Genomic DNA, 20,044 nt, shown 5'->3' on the forward strand with positions numbered 1-20,044 from the left:
TTTGCTGAATCCATAATCGACTCGATCTTTCAGGTCGATGTATACCGCAAGACACTTCGGTCGGCCCCCTCTCCCTCCGGGAGAGGGCTGGGGTGAGGGGCTGCTGTTAGACACAAACCTCAACTTCCCCGAGATGCCCGCCATACGGCCCAAAACTGCGCTCTACCATCCGCCGCGTGCCGTCCGCTCGCACGATCAACGCTGTGCTCGCCCGGGTGCCATAACTCTGGCTGGCAATAAACACACTCGACAACAACGCTTCCGTCGCCATGCCCACTCCCGTATCCGGCAACTCCGCCTCGGGTGCGGTCTGCGCATCGCTCAGCAAGGCCAGCAGGCGCTCGGGCTGCGGATCGTCCAGCACCGCGCTCAACGCCGCCCTGGCCTTGAGCAGTTTTGGCCACGGTGTATCCAGCCCCGCGTTGGATAACCCATAAACTCCAGGCTGCAACATCACCGGCTCTGACGCTCGTGCATTGAAATGCCACAACTCATGGGCATTGCCCAGCAGCAGATTGAACCCGGCGTATTCGGCGGCACGAGCCACCACATCGCTCAAATAATCATCAATCGACAGATCGTCAGCAAGAAAGCGCGCCACCAGTTCGCCCCGGGATTTGGTGGCCGGCGGCTGTTGCGGATCACGAATATTGGTCAGCGCGGCGAAGCGTCCGTTGGCGCCGATCCCCAGCCAGGTGCCGCCGGCCTCAAGATCGCGCCCGGCATGCACTTGCGGCGCTTCCGGCCATTGTGCCAATGGCAGGCTGGGGCGGGCGTAGAACTCGTCGCGGTTGGCCGCGACGATCAGCGGCTGGGCATGGCCCGGGCGCCAGGCGAAAACAATCAGGCACATAAGGTGGTCCTTGTGTGTTTTTTGCCCACTCTACGCATCCGGCGTCCGTGCATCCATCGCCAGTGGAGCAGAAGGCTGCGCATCCGTTAACATGCCGCTCCTGTTTTGCCGATGCGTGCTGGAGACGGTCATGGAATTTCTGCTCTACCTGGCGCTCGGCGCCTGTGCGGGCGTGCTCGCCGGGCTGTTTGGCGTCGGCGGCGGGATCATCATCGTCCCGGTGCTGGTGTTCAGCTTCACTTTGCAGGGCTTCGATCAGTCGATTCTTACGCATTTGGCGGTGGGCACGTCGCTGGCGACGATCATATTCACCTCGGTCAACGCCGTGCGTGAACATCACCGCCGTGGCGCGGTGCGCTGGGCGATTTTTCGCTGGATGACCGTGGGCATTCTGCTCGGTGCCGGTTTCGGGGCGTTGACTGCTGAAGCGATCTCCGGGCCGAACCTGCAAAAGATCATCGGCGTGTTCGCTCTGGTGATCGCCGTGCAACTGGCGCTGGACGTCAAACCCAAGGCCAGCCGAACGGTGCCGGGCAAACTCGGTCTGACTGCCGCCGGTACGGTGATTGGCTGGGCCTCGGCGATTTTCGGCATTGGTGGCGGCTCGCTGACCGTGCCGTTTCTGACCTGGCGCAGCGTGCCGATGCAGCAGGCGGTGGCGACCTCGTCGGCCTGTGGCTTGCCGATCGCTCTGGCCAGTGCAGCAAGTTTCATGATTCTGGGGTGGCACGATCCGTTGTTGCCAGCCCATAGTCTCGGTTTTGTGTATTTGCCGGCATTGTTGGGCATCGCCCTGACCAGCATGGTCTTCGCCCGGCTCGGCGCGCGTCTGGCACACAGGTTGTCGCCGCGCTTGCTGAAAAGGCTGTTCGCCGCTTTGCTGTTCTGCGTGGGTTTGAGCTTTCTGCTCTGACCGCGTGGCAATCCTGGCTTAATCCTGAGGTGGCAGCGTCGCCCGGGAATTTCGCTTTCAACTCTAACAAGGAGTCGCAATGCTGCCTTACCCGCAGATCGACCCGGTGGCCCTGGCCATCGGTCCGCTGAAAATCCACTGGTACGGTCTGATGTACCTGATCGGCATCGGCGGCGCGTGGCTGTTGGCGTCGCGCCGGCTCAACCGCTTCGACCCGACCTGGACCAAGGAGAAACTCTCCGATCTGGTGTTCTGGCTATCGATGGGCGTGATCGTCGGCGGCCGTCTGGGTTACGTGCTGTTCTATGATCTGAGCGCGTACCTGGCCAACCCGACGCTGATTTTCGAAGTGTGGAAGGGCGGCATGTCGTTCCACGGTGGCTTCATCGGCGTGATGCTCGCGGCCCTGTGGTTCGGCAAGCGCAATGGCAAGTCGTTCTTCCAGCTCATGGACTTCGTCGCGCCGATGGTGCCGATCGGTCTGGGCGCCGGGCGCATCGGCAACTTCATCAACGCCGAGCTGTGGGGCAAGGCCACCGACGTGCCGTGGGCGATGGTGTTCCCGCCGTTCAGCGATCCGGCGCAGTTGCCGCGTCACCCGTCGCAGCTGTACCAGTTCGCCCTCGAAGGCGTGGCGCTGTTCCTGATCCTGTGGATCTTCTCGCGCAAACCGCGCCCGACCATGGCGGTCTCCGGCATGTTCGCGCTGTTCTACGGCATCTTCCGTTTCATCGTCGAGTTCGTCCGCGTGCCTGATGCGCAGTTGGGCTATCTGGCGTGGAACTGGCTGACCATGGGTCAGGTGCTCTGCGTGCCGATGATTGTCGGCGGGCTGTTGCTGATCTGGCTGGCCTATCGTCGCGCCCCGGCAGCGCCGCTCGCGCCGACGGCTTAAACTACGAACCCCGGCGCGCGACGCCGGGGCTCCAAGGACACAGGTAACTCATGAAGCAATATCTCGAACTGGTCTCGCACGTCATTCAGAACGGCACCAAACAGGCCAACCGCACCGGCATCAACACCATCAGTTTTCCGGGAGCGATGCTGCGTTTCGATCTGCAGGAAGGTTTCCCGGCGATCACCACGCGCAAAATGGCCTTCAAATCGGCCATCGGCGAGATGTGCGGCTTTCTGCGTGGCGTCAACAACGCCGCTGAATTCCGCGCGCTGGGCTGCAAGGTCTGGGACCAGAACGCCAACGAAAACGCGCAATGGCTGGCCAACCCGTTCCGTCAGGGCGACGACGACCTCGGTGAAATCTACGGCGTGCAATGGCGCAAATGGCCGGCGTACAAGCAGATCCCGCTGAGCAATACCGCCGCCATCGAACAAACCTTGAGCAACGGCTACAAGCAGATCGCTCAGGGCGAAGAAGACGGCCAGGGCTACGTGGTGCTGTACAAAGCGATCGATCAGGTGCGCCAGTGCGTCGACACGATCATCAAGGATCCGGGCAGCCGGCGCATTCTGTTCCACGGCTGGAACGTCGCCCAGCTCGATGAAATGGCCCTGCCGCCATGCCATCTGCTGTACCAGTTCCACCCGAACGTCGAGACCAAAGAGATTTCTCTGACTCTCTACATCCGCTCCAACGATCTGGGACTGGGCACGCCGTTCAACCTCACCGAGGGCGCCGCGCTGCTGAGCCTGATCGGTCGCCTGACCGGTTACACGCCGCGCTGGTTCACCTATTTCATCGGCGATGCGCACGTCTACGAGAACCACCTGGACATGCTCAACGAACAGCTCCAGCGCGAGCCGTTTGCCATGCCGAAAATGAAGATCTCCGACCGCGTGCCGGAGTTTGCCAAGACCGGTGTGTATCAGCCGGAATGGCTGGAATTGGTCGAGCCGAGCGATTTCTCGCTGGAAGGCTATGAGCACCATCCGCCGATGACCGCGCCGATGGCGGTCTAGTCACCATTGATCGTTCCCACGCTCCGCGTGGGAATGAATCCCGTGACGCTCTGCGTCACTTTGGACGCGGAGCGTCCATGGCGGCATTCCACGCGGAGCGTGGGAACGAGCTTCGCCCGTCAGTGGCCGTGGCTGCGGCCCACATGGGAGTGTTCGACTTCGGTCGCGACAACCCCGCCACTCACTTCCAGCCGCTGCAAGATCCCGCATTGATCGGCCTCCGGCCCTTCGCCACAGCGTTGGCGCAGGTCGAGCAGTTGTGTCTGCAGCGCCAATAACCCATCAATTCGCGCCTTCACATGCTGAATATGTTCGTCGATCAGCGCATTGACGCTCTCGCACTGATCCTGCGGGCTGTCGCGCAGGGCGAGGAGGCTGCGGATTTCTTCGAGGGTCATGTCGAGGGTGCGGCAGTTGCGGATGAAGGTCAGGCGTTCGGCGTGGGCTTGGGTGTAGACGCGATAGTTACCGTCGCTGCGCGCCGGTTCCGGCAGGAGGTTTTCGCGCTCGTAGTAGCGGATGGTTTCCACCGCACAGTCGGTGAGTTTCGCCAGTTCGCCGATCTTCATGACGGCCATCTCCAAAAGGGTGCTTGACCCTATAGTGGCTACAGGGTCTTTACTTGGCAACAGGCACCTTCATGGACGCGACCAATGAGTGATTCCCTGCACACCCACAAGCCCGGCGACGGTCACGATCACAGTCATAAATTGCAGCCCGTGCATAAACATGCGCATGGCGGCGATGCCTGCTGCTCGTCAAAAGCCGCCGCACCTGCGCGGGTGCAATTGAGCGAAAAGACCAGCGCCGACGCGCGCCTGAGCAGCTTCCGCATCGAGGCGATGGACTGCCCGACCGAGCAGACGCTGATCCAGAACAAGCTCGGCAAACTGGCCGGCGTGCAGCAGCTGGAATTCAACCTGATCAACCGCGTGCTTGGAGTGACCCATAATCTGCGGGGCACCGAGCCGATTACCGACGCGATCAAATCCCTCGGCATGCACGCCGAGCCGCTCGAGGCGGGTGTCGACGCGCCGGCCCCGGCTGCGGTGAAAAAACACTGGTGGCCACTGGCGCTGTCCGGCCTGACCGCGCTGGGCGCCGAAGTCATCCACTTCACCAGCGCTGCCCCCGACTGGGTGGTGGCGATTGTTGCGCTGGTGTCGATCCTCAGCGGCGGCCTCGGCACCTATAAAAAGGGCTGGATTGCCCTGAAGAACCGCAACCTCAACATCAATGCGCTGATGAGCATCGCCGTGACGGGCGCGATCCTCATCGGCCAGTGGCCGGAAGCGGCGATGGTGATGTTCCTCTTCACCGTCGCCGAGCTGATCGAAGCACGCTCGCTGGACCGCGCGCGCAATGCGATCAGTGGTTTGATGCAAATGACTCCCGAGCAAGCCACGGTATTGCAGGCTGACGGCAACTGGCGCGAACAAGAGGTGAAAAGCGTCGATCTCGGCGCGCGCGTGCGGGTAAAACCCGGCGAGCGCATCGCCCTGGACGGCGCGGTGGTCAGCGGCAGCTCGACCATCGACCAGGCGCCCATCACCGGTGAAAGCCTGCCGGTAGAAAAAACTGTCGGTGACAAAGTCTTCGCTGGCACCATCAATCAGGCCGGCTCGCTGGAATACACGGTCACCGCTGCGGCCAACAACTCGACCCTGGCGCGGATCATCCACGCGGTCGAACAGGCCCAGGGCGCACGGGCGCCGACTCAGCGTTTCGTTGATCAATTCTCGAAAATCTACACCCCGGCGGTGTTCGTCTTCGCCTTGGCCGTGGCGATCATCCCGCCGTTGTTCATGGGCGCGGCGTGGTTCGACTGGATCTATCGCGCGCTGGTGTTGCTGGTGGTTGCCTGCCCGTGCGCACTGGTGATTTCCACCCCGGTGACCATCGTCAGTGGCCTCGCGGCAGCCGCGCGCAAGGGCATTCTGGTCAAGGGCGGCGTGTATCTGGAAGGCGGTTTCAAGCTCGATTATCTGGCGCTGGATAAAACCGGCACGATCACCCACGGCAAACCGGTGCAGACCGATTACCTGTCGCTCGATCCGACAGCCGATGCCAGCGCGCCGGCCATCGCTGCCGCGCTGGCCGGGCGCTCCGATCACCCGGTGTCGTTGGCCATCGCCAACGCCGCTGTGGATAAAGATTTCGCCGCACTGCCTGTGGACAACTTCGAGGCACTGGGCGGGCGCGGTGTTAGAGGTGACATCAACGGCCAGACTTATCACTTGGGCAATCATCGTTTGGTCGAAGAGCTTGGCCTGTGCTCACCGCAGCTGGAAGAAAAGCTGTTCGCACTGGAGAAACAGGGCAAATCCGTGGTGCTGCTGCTCGACAGCGCAGGCCCCTTGGCACTGTTCGCCGTGGCCGACACGGTCAAGGAAACCAGCCTTGAAGCGATTCGTCAGTTGCATGAACTCGGGGTGAAAACCCTGATGCTGACCGGCGACAACGTCCACACCGCACAAGCGATTGCCGCTCAGGTCGGGATCGACGAGGCGCGCGGCGATTTGCTGCCGACCGACAAGCTGCAAGCCATTGAAGATCTTTACAAGCAGGGCCACCGGGTCGGCATGGTCGGCGACGGCATCAATGATGCCCCGGCATTGGCCCGTGCCGAGATCGGGTTCGCCATGGCCGCCGCCGGCACCGACACGGCGATCGAAACCGCCGATGTCGCCCTGATGGACGACGATCTGCGCAAGATCCCTGCGTTCATCAGCCTGTCGCGCAACACCGCGAGCATCCTCAAACAGAACATCGCACTGGCGCTGGTGATCAAGGCGATCTTTCTTGCGGTAACCTTCGCCGGGCTGGCCACCATGTGGATGGCGGTGTTTGCCGATATGGGCGTGAGCCTGCTGGTGGTGTTCAACGGTTTGCGCCTGCTGCGCAAATAAACGTGAGGGATGGTTGTGCTGAGTGCCGAGCTGAAAGCGTTTTACATGGTCGCCCGCCTGGGCAGCATCACGCTGGCGGCGAAAAAACTCGGCCTCAGCCAACCGACCGTGACCACGCAGATCCGCAATCTGGAGAGTCAGTATTCGGTGGAACTGTTCTACCGTGGCGGGCGCCGTTTAAGCGTCAGTGACGAAGGCGCGCGGCTGCTGCCGATGGTCAAGACCCTGTTGCAGCAAGAGGCCGACATCGAGTTCTTCCTGCGCAACAGCGGTCAGGTGCAGGGCACGTTGCGTATTGCCGCGACGGCACCATATTACATCCTCGATCTGGTGAAGACCTTCCGCGAGCGTTTGCCGCAGGTCGAAGTGTCGGTGGAAATCGGCAATTCGCAGCAGGTGCTGGAAGCGCTGGAGGATTACCGCGTGGATGTCGCGGCTTCGTCGCAGTTGCTCGACGATGCGCGGTTGATTCGCCGAGTACTCGGCACCGATCCGCTGGTGCTGGCGGTGCATCGCAATCATCCGTTGGCGGCGCAGGAACATGTGACGCTGAACGCGCTGGCCGGGCATACGCTGCTGATGCGCGAGCCGGGTTCGACTACTCGGCGCTTGACCGAAGAGTTGCTGGCCAGCGCCGGGGTCAGTTTCGGGCCGTTGCTGGAGATCGGCAGCCGTGAGTCGATTCGTGAAGCCGTGCTGCGCAATATCGGTATCAGCATCATTGCGCGGCAGGAGGTGCCGCATGATCCGCAATTGCGTGTGCTGACCATCGAGAATGCGCCGCAGATTCCGGAGTATCTGTATTGCCTCAAAGAGCGCAAGGGTGCGCGGTTGCCGGCGGCGTTCCTCGGCTTGGCACAAGAGATGTCTCCGGCATGAGACCTTCAATGTCTGAGAAGGCCTCTTCGCGAGCAGGCTCGCTCCCACATTGGATTTGGGTTGTGAACACGATCCCCTGTGGGAGCGAGCCTGCTCGCGAAGGCGTCAGCCCAGGCAAAACACAATCTGAACCAAAATCCCCAAATACCACTATCAGCCGTTTTTGCCTCGCTGCCACATGACGGACGCATTACAACTCTAGGATTGGCCTCATCCGTTTGCTGAGGTCCGTCCATGAATCCTGCCATCGCAACTGCCCTGACCAACCCCGGCGCGCCGATGAAAGTGCGCGGCGTGCACAAGCGTTTCGGTGCGTTCACTGCGCTGGATAACGTCTCCCTCGACGTCGCCGCCGGCGAACTGGTGTGCCTGCTCGGCCCGTCGGGCTGTGGCAAGACCACATTGTTGCGCTGCATTGCCGGGCTGGAGCAGCAGGACAGCGGCGAGCTGTATCTGGGCGATCGCGATGTCTCGCACCTCGCCGCGCAAGCGCGGGATTACGGGATTCTGTTCCAGTCCTACGCGTTGTTTCCCAATCTGACGGTCGAGGCGAACATTGCCTACGGCCTCGCCGGCAGCGGCCGCGATGAAGTGCGCCGGCGAGTCGGTCAGATGCTGGAACTGGTCGGCCTCAGCGGCAGTGAGAAAAAGTACCCAGGCCAATTGTCCGGCGGTCAGCAACAGCGGGTGGCGCTGGCTCGGGCCCTGGCGCCGTCGCCGTCGCTGTTATTACTCGACGAACCGATGTCGGCCCTCGACGCGCGGGTGCGCGAGCATCTGTGCACTGAGCTGCGTCAGCTGCAACGCAATCTCGGCATCACCACGCTGATGGTCACGCACAATCAGGACGAAGCGATGCTGATGGCCGACCGCATCGCGGTGATGAACAACGGTCGCGTAGAGCAGTACGCCACCCCGCAGGAAATCTACAACCGCCCGGCCACGCCATTCGTGGCCGAGTTTGTCGGCCAGGGCAACTGGCTGCCGTTTCAGCGCAGCAGCGACAGTCACGCCAAGGTTGGCGGGATGAATCTGCGCTTGGCCGAGGGCAGCGTACACGGCGCTTCGGGTCGACTGTTCTGCCGCCCGGAGGCGATCAACGTCAACCCGCTGGTGCACGAAGAGAACCTGTTCCCGGCCAAGGTTCGCGAAATCACTTTCCTCGGCAACCGCTGCCGGATGAGCTTCGAACTCGATCAACTGCCGGGCCATGCGCTGCTCGCCGAGCTCGCGCCAGAAGCCATGCCGCGCCTCGGCGCCCAGCAGATCATGGTCGCCTTGCCGCCGCGCAGTTTGCAGGTGTTCGCCTGATGAACAGCAACCTCGCGCTGCCGCTACCGCACAAGCAGGTGCGACAGTCCTCGAAAGCCGAGATCGGCGATCGCCTGTTCGTGGTCGGCGGCAAAGTCGTTCTGCTGGTATTGCTCGGCCTCGCGGTGCTGCTGCCGTTGCTGGCGATCTTCTGGCGTGGCTTCAGCAATGACGCCGGGCAGGGCGGTGGCTGGCTCGCCGCGAAAGAGTTGGTGACCAGTGCCAATTTCCACTGGCTGCTCGGCAACAGCCTGAAAGTGTCCCTCAGCGTTGCGGCCATTGTCGTACCGCTGGCCTACCTGTTTGCCTACGCACTGCAACGCACGCTGATTCCGGGCAAAGGCATCTGGCGCGGGATTTCCCTGCTGCCGCTGATGGCGCCGTCGATGCTGCCGGGAATTGCGCTGGTCTATCTGTTCGGCAATCAGGGCATGTTGCGTGGGCTGCTCTCGGACAATATCTATGGGTTCTGGGGCATTGTGCTGGGCGAGGTGATCTACACCTTCCCGCATGCGCTGATGATTTTGCTCTCGGCGCTGTCGCTGGCAGATGCGCGCCTGTTCGACGCCGCTTCGAGCATGGGCGCCAGCCCGGCCAAGGCGTTTCGCAGCATCACTTGGCCGGCGACTCGGCAGGCAGTGTTCGCCGCGTTCTGTCTGGTATTCACCCTGACCATCACTGATTTCGGTGTGCCGGTGGTGGTCGGTGGCGACTATCAAGTGCTGGCGCTGGAAGCCTACAAAGCCGTGGTCGGCCAGCAGCAATTCGGCCGCGGCGCGTTGATCGGCATGGTGCTGTTGCTGCCGGCGCTGTTCAGCTTTGGTGTCGATGCATGGCTGCGTCGGCGCCACGGCGACTCCATGAGCGGGCGCGCGCAGGTGTTCAAACCGCTGCCGTCCAGGCTGCGCGACGGCTGCTATCTGGCGATCGTTTTGCTGATTTGCGCCGCGCTGCTGCTGGTGTTCGGCATGGCGGTGTTTTCGTCGCTGGTGAAGTTCTGGCCGTACAACCTGTCGCTGTCGCTCAACCACTATCAGTTCAACGAGACCGCCGGCGGTGGCTGGCTCGCCTACGGCAACAGTCTGAAAATGGCGCTGGGCACCGCGCTGATTGGCAGCGTGCTGATTTTCACTGGTGCCTATCTGATGGAGAAAACCCGCACCCAGCGCGGGCTCAACCTGGCTTTGCGCATGCTCAGCTTCGTGCCGATGGCGGTGCCGGGGCTGGTGCTGGGCCTGGGTTACGTTTTCTTCTTCAACCTCAGCGGCAATCCGCTGCACGTGCTGTACGGGACGATGACGCTGCTGATCGTCTGCACCATTGCGCACTATCTGACCACCGCACAAATGACCGCGACCACCGCGCTGCGCCAGCTCGACGCCGAGTTTGAAGCCGCCGCGCTGTCGCTGAAGGCGCCGCTGTACCGGCATTACCTGCGCGTCACCGTGCCGATCTGCCTGCCGGCGCTGCTGGACATCGTGCGCTACCTGTTCGTCTCGGCGATGACCACGGTGTCGGCGGCGATTTTCCTCTACAGCCCCGACACCATCCTCGCGGCGGTGGCGGTGCTGAACATGGATGACGCCGGCAACGTCGGCGGTGCGGCGGCGATGTCGACCCTGATTCTGTTCACTTCGGCCGGCGTGTCGCTGCTGCTGGCGTGGGCTTCGCGCGGCCTGTTGCGCCGTTCCCAGGCCTGGCGGCAAACCGCGCCAGGTCACTGATTGCAAACCCGATCAACTCATCTACAGGAAAACGCTCATGTTCAAGCCTATGGCCCTGGCCGCTGCTGTGCTCGCGACTTTCAGCCTGAATGCCTTCGCGGCAAAAACCGAGTTGACGGTGTACACCGCCCTCGAAGCCGAACAACTGAAGTCCTACAAGGAAGCCTTTGAAAAGGCCAACCCGGACGTCGAGATCAAATGGGTGCGCGATTCCACCGGAATCATCACCGCCAAACTGCTCGCCGAAAAAGCGCGGCCGCAGGCTGACGCGGTGTGGGGCCTGGCTGCTTCGAGCCTGGCAATTCTCGATCAGCAAGGCATGCTGCAAAGCTATGCACCGAAGGATCTTGGCAAGATCGGCGCGAACTACCGCGACGCCGCCAATCCGCCAGCCTGGGTCGGCATGGACGTCTGGGCCGCGACCATTTGCTTCAATACCGTCGAGGCCGAGAAGCAGGGTTTGAGCAAACCCGTGAGTTGGCAGGATCTGACCAAGCCTGAGTACAAGGGCAAGATCGTCATGCCCAACCCGGCGTCGTCCGGCACTGGTTTCCTCGACGTCAGCGCCTGGCTGCAAACCTTCGGCGAGAAGCAGGGCTGGGCGTATATGGACGGCCTGCACCAGAACATCGGCCAGTACGTCCACTCCGGTTCCAAGCCTTGCAAGCTGGCGGCGGCGGGGGAGTTTCCGATCGGGATTTCCTTTGAATATCCAGCCGTACAGTTGAAACGCCAGGGTGCGCCACTGGACATCATCCTGCCGAAGGAAGGTCTGGGCTGGGAGATTGAAGCGACAGCGGTGATCAAAGGCACACCGCATGAAGAAGCGGCGAAGAAACTCGCTGATTTCTCCGCCAGCGCCGAGGCGATGGATCTGTACAAAGAGAACTTCGCCGTGCTCGCCCAGCCGGGGATCGCCAAGCCGCAGACCGAATTGCCGGCCGACTATGAGCAGCGTCTGATCAAGAACGACTTTGCCTGGGCCTCGAAGAATCGCGACGAGATCCTGGCTGAATGGCGCAAGCGGTATGACGGCAAGTCCGAAAAAGTTGTCGCCAAGTAAGATCTTTATCGACTGACAAGGCCCCTTCGCGAGCAGGCTCGCTCCCACAGTTGCAATGCTGTCCCCTGTGGGAGCGAGCCTGCTCGCGAAAGCGGTTTCTCATTCAGAGCACCTCTACATGACACAACCCAAAGACCTGCTCATCATCGGCGCCGGCATCCTCGGTCTGTCCCACGCCTATGCCGCCGCCAAACGCGGCCTCAAAGTCGCGGTATTCGAACGCACCGCCACGCCCCTTGGCGCTTCGGTGCGCAACTTCGGCCAGGCGCTGGTGACCGGTCAGCCGCCCGGCATCATGCTCGAACTGGCCAAGGCCAGCCGCGAGATCTGGGGCGACTGGGCGCAACTTGCCGGCCTGCAGGTCAAGCGCAACGGCTCATACCTGTTCGCCCGCAGCGAGGCGGAAGAACAGCTGCTCGAAGCCTTCTGCGCCGGCCGCGCGGTCGAGCATGGCTACAACGTCGAGCTGCTGCGCGGCGCAGCGTTGCGTGATCTGTATGGCGGCCAGTTCAGCCATCAGCGCGCCGCGCTGCACGGTGTCGATGATCAGCAGTTGTACTCGCGCGAAGCGATTCCGGCGCTGATCGACTACTTGCGCCGCGACCTCGGCGTCGAGTTTCACTTTTCCACGCTGGTGCGCGGTGTCGAGCCGGGGCATCTGCACAGCACCGCCGGCAGTTTTACCGGCAAGCAGATCATCGTCTGCTCCGGCCACGATTATCAGACCCTGCTGGCCGAGCCGATTGCTGCGCTCAATCCGCAGATCTGTCGTTTGCAAATGCTGCGGGCCAGACCAAGCATCGAGTTGAACCTGCAACACGCCGTGCTCACCGGCCTGAGCTGCGTACACTACGGCGCCTTCGCCGATCTGCCGCAAGCCGCAGCGGTGCAGGCGCAGATTCTCCGTGAACAACCGCACCTGCACGCCAACGGCATTCACTTGCTGATCAGCCCGACGCCGTACGGTGAGTTGATCATCGGCGATTCGCATCATTACGGCAGCGATGCGTCACCGTTCAACGCCGAGCAGATTGACAACTGGATGCTCGAACTCGCCGAGCAGACGCTGGGCTGCAAGGTGCAAGTGGTCGAACGCTGGCAGGGCGTCTATGGTGCTCGTGGGCCTGGTCCGTTTTCTTTCCTGCGCCCGGCACCGGGCCTGAGCGTGGCGCTGATGCACACCGGCGTCGGCATGAGCGTCGGCCCGGCGCTGGCCGAACGCAACATCGCGCAGTTACTGGAGGAAGCATGAATCACGAACAGGTGATCGCCCGGGTGTTCGGCCTGTATGAACGCTTCGGCGCCAGCGATTACATCGGCGAACCGGTGTCGCAGCTCGAGCACATGTCCCAGGCCGCAGAACTGGCCATGGCTGAAGGCTGTGACGATGAAGTGGTGCTGGCGGCGTTCTTTCATGACATCGGCCATTTGTGTGCCGAGGGCGCGGAAAACATGGGCGGTTATGGCGTGGTCAGCCATGAACGGCTCGGTGCGGATTATCTGCGTGAGGCAGGTTTCAGCGAGCGGCTGGCGCGACTGGTGGAATATCACGTCCAGGCCAAACGCTATCTGACCTTGCGCGAGCCGGGCTATTACGCGCGGTTGAGTGAGGCGAGTCGCAGGACGCTGGAATATCAGGGCGGGGTGATGAGCGCGGCTGAGGCGGATGCGTTCGAGGCTGATCCGTTGTGTGCGCTGAGTTTGCGCATGCGGCGCTGGGATGAGTTGGCGAAGGAGGTTGCGGTGCCGCTGGTGGATCTGAGTGTGTTAAAGCGCAAGGCTGGGAAATTGTTGTCGGCTGAGTGATTGCAGCCCTCACCCCAGCCCTCTCCCGGAGGGAGAGGGAGCTGATCTCCGTGCTTTTCAAACCTGAGTTCGACTGGATATCTCAGGTCGGTGTATGACCCAAGAGCAACACAGTCGGCCCCCTCTCCCTCCGGGAGAGGGCTGGGGTGAGGGGGTAGCGATCTAAAGCTCAAGCACCCGATCAACCAACGCCTCAACCTGCTCCTGCCTTTCCGCCTGATTCAACTTCGCCTGCGGATTGAGCGACGACCACTGCGGATGCGCGCGCGCCTTGTTCAGCGCTTCCGGCAACTTGCCTTCGCGCCAGGTCTTGTCCACAGGCGTGGCCACCTGAATGCTGTCCATCGCCGCATGCCCGCGCTGATCGAGTGCCAGCAGCAACTGGCGCTGGCGCAGCGCCAGAAGGCGCAGCACGGCGTCATCCACTGTCAATTCCCGCTGGCCTTTGATCTTGCCGAGCAGGCGACTGCCATAACTGCGCGCGGTTTGCAGCGCACCGCCGGCGATCGCACCGGCCAACGCCGCCGCGCCGAGGGTAATCCCGCCGACCAGCAAATCCACACCAGCCCCGGCCGCTGCACCGGCAGCAATGCCACCGCCGACGCGCACGCCCAGTTGCTTCAGGGTTTCCGGGTTGAACAGGTCATCGCCCCAGCGCCCGTCGAGCAACGGCAAGTCACTGGCCGCCGCGTCCTGCGGGCGAAACGCGTAGAGCTTGAGCAACGCCTCAACGCACTTCTGCTCACGCTGGCGTACGGCTTTGCGCAGCTCGCTGATCGCCTGCTGTTCCTGCTCGGCTTCGCTGACCACACTGCGCCGGCACGCAGCGCAGTCGATCAGCAATTCGGCAATCAGGCGTGCGGCGCTTTGCTGACGGGCGAGGCGCTGCGCCTGCTGGTCGGCGATCAACCGCTCCAGTTGCGGCCGGGCGTTTTCCAATAGCAGGGCGAGGCTCTCGTACAAGCGCCGCTCGCCATCTTCGGGCGGTGCGACGCTGTCGAAACGTACCAGCGCATGCAGCCCCAACCGCGCTAGCGCCTCGCGCCAATCGGGTTCGCGATGGTTGGCGCTGCTGACGAAATTCAGCACCGGCAGCAGCGGTTTGCCGCAACTGGCGAGCACTTCCAGTTCGTCGCGGTACTTGGCCAGCACCGGTTCACGGGCGTCGATCACATACAGACCAGCGTCGGAAGCGAGCAATTGCCGCAGCACCTTGGCCTCCTGCTCGAAACGCTGGCGCGCCTCGCTGCCGTCGAGAAATCGCGCCAGTCGTGCCGGGCCGTCGAGGCGTTCGCCGGGGCGTTCCAGACGCTCGAGAAAATCCAGCAGGGCGATGGCATCTTCCAGCCCCGGCGTGTCGTACAGATCGAGCAACGGCTCGCCGTCCACCGACAACCGCGCGCCTTCAACATGTCGGGTGGTGCTCGGCCGGTGCGACACTTCGCCGAAGCCGACGTCACGGGTCAGCGTGCGCAGCAGCGAGGTCTTGCCGACGTTGGTGTGGCCGACCACCGCGAGTTTCAGCGGGGCCTTGCGTGCATCAGTCATGTCCGCTCTCCAGCCAGTTCATCGGCGCGCAATCGGCGAATGGCAGTTCCAGCTGTTGCAGCGCCGCGTGCCAGTCACCCAGACGTTGACCGTCCAGCGCTTCGCCAGGCGGCGCTTGCAGCAGCCAGATGCGAGTGGCGCCAGCGTTGCGCGCGAGTTCGGCGATCAGCGCAAGGCTGCCGCGATCCGGCGAACGTCGCGGATCACAGGCGATGGCCAGCCGCGCCGGCGGGAAGCGACTGAGTTGCTCGAGCAGTTTGTGCCGTGATTCGCGACTGTCGAGGATGCCCGCGTTGCCGACGTTTTTCGGCAGCACGGGTGGCCATGGGCGCTGTTCGTCCAACTCGATCGCCACCAGCAGCGCGCCTTCACTGGCCAGTTCGCCGACGTTGCTTTCGACGCGATGCAGTTGCGCCGGCTCCGGGTCGTTGACGCCGAGGCGCTCGCTGGTTGGCATCAACCGTTCGCGCAGTTGCGCGTAGCCGGGCAAATTCAGATCCAGGCGCAGCGCGGCTTTGCCGCTGTTCCAGCGCCACAGGCAGAACAGCGCGAGCAGCAGGCGCGGCAGCACGCCGTAGACCACCAGCACACCGACCAGCCAGGTCGCCCAGGCCTGTCGCGCGCTTTCAATATCCAGTGCGCCGGCGCCGCTGGCGCGGATCATTTCCTCGGTCGGCACGTTGAAGCCGAGCAGCGACGGCAGATAGCCAAGGGCCTGGGTGACATGGATAAAGGTGTCGGCACCGAGGATCGTGGTTTCCCAGACAAAGCCGTAGCGCCGGGTGGCCATCAGCGTCAGCAGCAGGATCAGCGCGCTGAGCATTGCCAGCAGCCACAGGCCATTGACCAACGCGCCGAGTGCCCAGCGGTTGAGTTTCTTGCGTTGCAGCAGCAACAGCAGGGCCGGCGCCAGTTGCGCGGCTTTGGCGTCGCGGGCGAATTTTTCGCTGAGCCACAGCCACAACCGCCCAAGGGTGGCGCCGTGTTCGCCAGCGAAAATCAAACCCAGCGCCCAGCTCAGCAGCAAAATCAGATTGATCCCGAGCAGACTGCCCAGCGCCCAGAACACATTCACCGGCGTCTGGCCAAGTGCGGCGAATGCCAGACCGGCGCCGCTGAGTACGGCGAAAATCATCAACAGCACCAGCGCCAGGCGCGCGCCTTGCAGCCAGTGCTTGAGGGCGGCGGTGAGCCCGTCACGCTCTGCCAGCCATAGCGCCCGGCTCGCAATGCGGCTCGGCAGATCGCCGCCAGCGGCGCGGGCCAGACGATTGGCTTCCAGATCATCCAGCGGCCCCGCGTGTTCTTCGCGCAGGCGGATGGTTTCGGTGAGCCAGAGGTTTTGCAGTGGAGTCAGTTCAGTCACGCGGCGTCCCGTCGCTAAATCGAGCGCTGAGCATAACCGCTGTGGCGCTTATCGGGGTAAGCGCGGCTCTGGTATCCTCGCCGCCATGACTAAATCACTGCCCCTCAGCCTGATCGCAGCCCTCGGTGAAAACCGCGTGATCGGCGTCGACAACAGCATGCCCTGGCACCTGCCGGGGGACTTCAAATACTTCAAGGCGACCACGCTCGGCAAGCCGATCATCATGGGTCGCAAGACCTGGGATTCGCTCGGCCGGCCGCTGCCGGGGCGCTTGAACATCGTGGTCAGCCGCCAGACCGATCTGCAACTCGAAGGCGCCGAGGTCTATCCGTCGCTGGAAGCCGCCGTGGCCCGCGCCGAGGAATGGGCGAAGGCCCAGGGCGTTGATGAACTGATGCTGATTGGCGGCGCGCAGTTGTATGCGCAGGGACTGGCGCAGGCCGATCGGCTGTACCTGACCCGCGTGGCGCTGAGCCCGCAAGGGGATGCGTGGTTTCCGGAGTTTGACTTGAGCGAGTGGAAACTGGTCTCGAACGTGCCGAATCCGGCAGAGGGCGATAAACCTGCATATAGCTTTGAGGTCTGGGAGAAAGCCTAACAGCTTCGCGAGCAGGCTCGCTCCCACAGGGGAACGCATTTCAGTGTGGGAGCGAGCCTGCTCGCGAAGAGGCCCGCTCAGTCGCTGAGAAGCTTAAGCCTGGGCCAACTCTGCGTGTTCATCAGCATCCAGCAGCGCTTTATCCGTCTGCTGCATGACCTGACTGGTAATCGCCCCTGCGGTAATCGAGCCACTCACGTTCAACGCCGTGCGACCCATATCGATCAGCGGCTCGACTGAAATCAGCAGTGCCACCAGTGACACCGGCAAGCCCATCGCCGGCAGTACGATCAGGGCGGCGAACGTCGCGCCGCCACCGACTCCGGCCACGCCGGCCGAACTCAACGTGACAATCGCCACCAGCGTCGCGATCCACAACGGATCCAGCGGGTTGATGCCGACCGTTGGCGCGACCATCACGGCCAACATCGCCGGGTACAGGCCGGCACACCCGTTCTGGCCGATGGTCGCACCGAACGAGGCAGCGAAACTGGCGACCGACGACGGAATACCCAGGCGGCGGGTCTGCGCTTCAATGCTCAGCGGAATGGTCGCCGCGCTGGAGCGGCTGGTGAAGGCGAAGGTCAGGACCGGCCAGATCTTGCGGAAGAAGCGCAGCGGGTTGATCCCGGCGGCCGACACCAGCACGCCGTGCACAACGAACATCAGGCCCAGGCCGATATACGAGACCACGACGAAACTGCCGAGCTTGATGATGTCCTGCAGGTTGGAACCGGCGACCACTTTGGTCATCAGCGCCAGCACGCCGTAGGGGGTCAGCTTCATCACCAGACGCACCAGTCGCATCACCCAGGCTTGCAGGGTGTCGATAGCGTTGATCACTTTCTGACCTTTCTCGACGTCGTCCTTGAGCAGTTGCAGTGCAGCAACCCCAAGGAACGCGGCAAAAATCACCACACTGATGATCGAAGTCGGCTTGGCCCGGGCCAGGTCGGCGAACGGGTTCTGCGGAATGAACGACAGCAGCAATTGCGGCACATTCACGTCGGCAACCTTGCCGGCGTAGTCGTTTTGAATGGTTTGCAGGCGCGCCATTTCCTGAGTGCCGGCGACCAGACCTTCAGCGGTAAGGCCGAACAGGTTGGTCAGGCCGATGCCGATCAACGCCGCGATGGCGGTGGTGAACAGCAGCGTGCCGATGGTCAGGAAACTGATCTTGCCCAGCGACGAAGCGTTGTGCAGGCGTGCCACGGCGCTGAGGATCGAAGCAAACACCAGCGGGATCACGATCATTTGCAGCAACTGCACGTAACCGTTGCCGACCAGATCGAACCAGCCGATCGAGGCTTTCAGCACCGGGTTGCCGGCACCGTAAATCGTGTGCAGCGCCACGCCGAACGCCACGCCGAGGACCAGTGCAAGCAGGACTTTTTTCGCCAGGCTCCAAGTGGTGTGGCGGGTTTGCGCCAGACCGAAGAGCAAGGCGAGGAACACCAGCAGGTTGAGAATCAACGGTAGATTCATGAGAACTCCAGTAAAGACTGTGCCAACAGCCGTCCGGGGCTGCTGCGAACCGGAAAGCCTAACAGCTTGATTTGCAATGATTTAATACCGAAATGGCAGGGCGTCCGTCGTTTTTGGAATAAGCGCGTGTCGCTGTCGGCAATGCAACTGACGCGCAGGGGACGCAAGCGGTCGCTGACAGGCGAGGGTTGTCACACTGATTTGTTAGCGTCGAACTCTTTGCATCGGGGAGTAGCGCTATGAAAATTGCACGCACGTTGTTGGCTGTAGCACTGGCGGCTGGCCTCGTCGGCCAGGCATTGGCCACGGACCTCAAGCATTGGCCGGCAGATCAGGCCAAGGCGCTGGACGCGATGATCGCTGCCAACGCCAACAAGGGTAATTACGCGGTGTTCGACATGGACAACACCAGTTACCGCTACGACCTCGAAGAATCCTTGCTGCCGTTCATGGAAAACAAGGGCCTGATCACCCGCGACAAGCTCGACCCCTCGCTGAAACTGATGCCCTTCAAGGACACCGCCGAGCACAAGGAAAGCCTGTTCAGTTATTACTACCGGCTCTGCGAAGTCGACGACATGGTCTGCTACCCATGGGTGGCGCAGGTGTTCTCCGGCTTCACCCTCAAGGAGCTCAAGGGCTACGTTGATGAGTTGATGGCTTCGGGCAAACCGGTGCCGGCGACGTATTACGAAGGCGATGTGGTGAAGAAGCTCGACGTCAATCCGCCGAAGATCTTCACTGGCCAGCAAGAGCTGTATAACAAGCTGATGGAGAACGGCATCGAGGTTTACGTGATGACCGCCGCTTCAGAGGAACTGGTGCGTATGGTCGCGGCGGATCCCAAGTACGGCTACAACGTCAAACCGCAGAACGTCATTGGCGTTTCACTGCTGCTCAAGGATCAGAAGACCGGCGAGCTGACCACTGCGCGCAAACAGATCACTGCCGGCAAATATGACGAGAACGCCAACCTCGGCCTGGAGCTGACGCCGTACCTGTGGACCCCGGCAACGTGGATGGCCGGCAAGCACGCGGCGATCCTCACCTACATCGATGAATGGAAAAAACCGGTACTGGTCGGCGGCGATACCCCGACGAGCGACGGTTACATGCTGTTCCACGATGTCGATGTGGCCAAGGGCGGCATTCACTTGTGGATCAACCGCAAGGACAAGTACATGACGCAAATCAACGGCATGATGGCCAGGCACGCAGCGGCGCAGGCCAAGGAAGGCTTGCCGGTGACAGCGGACAAGAACTGGGTGATCGTCAAGCCGGAAGAAATTCAATAAAAGCAGCTGCAAGCTACAAGCTACAAGCTACAAGCGGCAAGAAAAAGCAACTTGGCTCTTGCTTGAAGCTTGCAGCTTGAAGCTTTTGATCGTTCCCACGCAGAGCGTGGGAACGATCACCTTTGCTTGCAGCTTGCAGCTTGCAGCTTGCAGCTTGCAGCTGTAGCTGCCTCAAATCCCGTCGAGCATCGCTTTGTTACGCACAGCGCCCTTGTCGGCACTGGTCGCCAGCAGGGCGTAGGCCTTGAGGGCGGTGGTCACCTTGCGTGGGCGCACCTCGACCGGTTTCCAGCCTTTCTTATCCTGCTCGGCGCGGCGTGCCGCCAGTTCTTCGTCGCTGACCAACAGGTTGATCGAGCGGTTCGGAATGTCGATCA

At 62.3% G+C, this 20,044-nt stretch carries 18 protein-coding genes; 12 read left to right on the forward strand and 6 right to left on the reverse strand.

Annotated elements, in window-relative coordinates; all coding sequences use genetic code 11:
- Positions 1-106 precede the first annotated feature (106 nt).
- Complete coding sequence (locus D8U71_RS26965; protein ID WP_130889109.1) at positions 107-853, reverse strand: NRDE family protein; 747 nt, start codon at positions 851-853, stop codon at positions 107-109.
- 130 nt (positions 854-983) lie between these two features.
- Here D8U71_RS26965 and D8U71_RS26970 point away from each other — a divergent pair, with 130 nt between their 5' ends.
- The 3 genes from D8U71_RS26970 (at position 984) to D8U71_RS26980 (ending at position 3,683) form a co-directional block, all read left to right on the forward strand.
- A complete protein-coding gene (locus D8U71_RS26970) occupies positions 984-1,766 on the forward strand; it encodes a sulfite exporter TauE/SafE family protein (protein ID WP_016772682.1) in 783 nt (260 codons plus the stop codon).
- A gap of 79 nt (positions 1,767-1,845) precedes the next feature.
- Complete coding sequence (gene lgt / locus D8U71_RS26975; protein ID WP_016772683.1) at positions 1,846-2,661, forward strand: prolipoprotein diacylglyceryl transferase; 816 nt, start codon at positions 1,846-1,848, stop codon at positions 2,659-2,661.
- A gap of 50 nt (positions 2,662-2,711) precedes the next feature.
- Positions 2,712-3,683, forward strand: coding sequence for a thymidylate synthase (locus D8U71_RS26980; RefSeq protein WP_130889110.1), 972 nt, complete (start codon positions 2,712-2,714; stop codon positions 3,681-3,683).
- Positions 3,684-3,802: 119 nt separating this feature from the next.
- Here D8U71_RS26980 and cadR read toward each other — a convergent pair whose 3' ends face one another.
- Positions 3,803-4,252, reverse strand: a complete 450-nt coding sequence (gene cadR / locus D8U71_RS26985; RefSeq protein WP_016772685.1) for a Cd(II)/Pb(II)-responsive transcriptional regulator — start codon at positions 4,250-4,252, stop codon at positions 3,803-3,805.
- Positions 4,253-4,336: 84 nt separating this feature from the next.
- Between cadR and D8U71_RS26990 the strand changes: the two genes are divergently transcribed.
- The 7 genes from D8U71_RS26990 (at position 4,337) to D8U71_RS27020 (ending at position 13,375) form a co-directional block, all read left to right on the forward strand.
- On the forward strand, positions 4,337-6,592 hold the full coding sequence (locus D8U71_RS26990; RefSeq protein WP_130889111.1) for a heavy metal translocating P-type ATPase: 2,256 nt from the start codon (positions 4,337-4,339) through the stop codon (positions 6,590-6,592).
- Between the two features lie 15 nt (positions 6,593-6,607).
- The gene (locus D8U71_RS26995; RefSeq protein WP_038861192.1) at positions 6,608-7,471 is read left to right on the forward strand and encodes a LysR family transcriptional regulator; all 864 of its coding nucleotides are present in this window, start codon (positions 6,608-6,610) and stop codon (positions 7,469-7,471) included.
- Positions 7,472-7,705: 234 nt separating this feature from the next.
- Complete coding sequence (locus tag D8U71_RS27000) at positions 7,706-8,782, forward strand: putative 2-aminoethylphosphonate ABC transporter ATP-binding protein (protein WP_130889112.1); 1,077 nt, start codon at positions 7,706-7,708, stop codon at positions 8,780-8,782.
- A complete protein-coding gene (locus tag D8U71_RS27005; RefSeq protein ID WP_130889113.1) occupies positions 8,782-10,506 on the forward strand; it encodes a putative 2-aminoethylphosphonate ABC transporter permease subunit in 1,725 nt (574 codons plus the stop codon). The genes D8U71_RS27000 and D8U71_RS27005 overlap by 1 nt, the downstream gene beginning before the upstream one ends.
- Positions 10,507-10,543: 37 nt before the next feature.
- Entirely contained in the window at positions 10,544-11,569 is a 1,026-nt protein-coding gene (locus D8U71_RS27010) for a putative 2-aminoethylphosphonate ABC transporter substrate-binding protein (protein ID WP_042606530.1), read from the forward strand.
- A gap of 118 nt (positions 11,570-11,687) precedes the next feature.
- A complete protein-coding gene (locus D8U71_RS27015) occupies positions 11,688-12,821 on the forward strand; it encodes a TIGR03364 family FAD-dependent oxidoreductase (protein ID WP_130889114.1) in 1,134 nt (377 codons plus the stop codon).
- Positions 12,818-13,375 carry a phosphonate degradation HD-domain oxygenase gene (locus D8U71_RS27020; RefSeq protein ID WP_125925420.1) on the forward strand — a complete coding sequence of 186 codons (558 nt, stop codon included), beginning with the start codon at positions 12,818-12,820 and terminating at the stop codon, positions 13,373-13,375. Before D8U71_RS27015 ends, D8U71_RS27020 begins: the two co-directional genes overlap by 4 nt.
- Positions 13,376-13,537: 162 nt before the next feature.
- Here D8U71_RS27020 and D8U71_RS27025 read toward each other — a convergent pair whose 3' ends face one another.
- Both D8U71_RS27025 and D8U71_RS27030 read right to left on the reverse strand, forming a co-directional pair.
- On the reverse strand, positions 13,538-14,923 hold the full coding sequence (locus D8U71_RS27025; protein ID WP_024014689.1) for a GTPase/DUF3482 domain-containing protein: 1,386 nt from the start codon (positions 14,921-14,923) through the stop codon (positions 13,538-13,540).
- Positions 14,916-16,289, reverse strand: coding sequence for a DUF2868 domain-containing protein (locus D8U71_RS27030; protein ID WP_130889115.1), 1,374 nt, complete (start codon positions 16,287-16,289; stop codon positions 14,916-14,918). Before D8U71_RS27030 ends, D8U71_RS27025 begins: the two co-directional genes overlap by 8 nt.
- Before the next feature lie 85 nt (positions 16,290-16,374).
- Here D8U71_RS27030 and D8U71_RS27035 point away from each other — a divergent pair, with 85 nt between their 5' ends.
- Entirely contained in the window at positions 16,375-16,887 is a 513-nt protein-coding gene (locus tag D8U71_RS27035) for a dihydrofolate reductase (RefSeq protein ID WP_130889116.1), read from the forward strand.
- Positions 16,888-16,980: 93 nt separating this feature from the next.
- Here D8U71_RS27035 and D8U71_RS27040 read toward each other — a convergent pair whose 3' ends face one another.
- Entirely contained in the window at positions 16,981-18,372 is a 1,392-nt protein-coding gene (locus D8U71_RS27040; protein WP_130889117.1) for an L-cystine transporter, read from the reverse strand.
- A gap of 239 nt (positions 18,373-18,611) precedes the next feature.
- Here D8U71_RS27040 and D8U71_RS27045 point away from each other — a divergent pair, with 239 nt between their 5' ends.
- Complete coding sequence (locus D8U71_RS27045) at positions 18,612-19,667, forward strand: haloacid dehalogenase-like hydrolase (RefSeq protein ID WP_130889118.1); 1,056 nt, start codon at positions 18,612-18,614, stop codon at positions 19,665-19,667.
- A 171-nt stretch (positions 19,668-19,838) separates the two neighbouring features.
- Here D8U71_RS27045 and D8U71_RS27050 read toward each other — a convergent pair.
- On the reverse strand, positions 19,839-20,044 hold a 206-nt coding region (locus D8U71_RS27050), incomplete at its 5' end, for a dihydroxy-acid dehydratase (RefSeq protein WP_177434945.1).

It is taken from the genome of Pseudomonas sp. Sample_21, from assembly GCF_004307525.1.
Taxonomy (GTDB): Bacteria; Pseudomonadota; Gammaproteobacteria; order Pseudomonadales; family Pseudomonadaceae; genus Aquipseudomonas; species Aquipseudomonas atacamensis.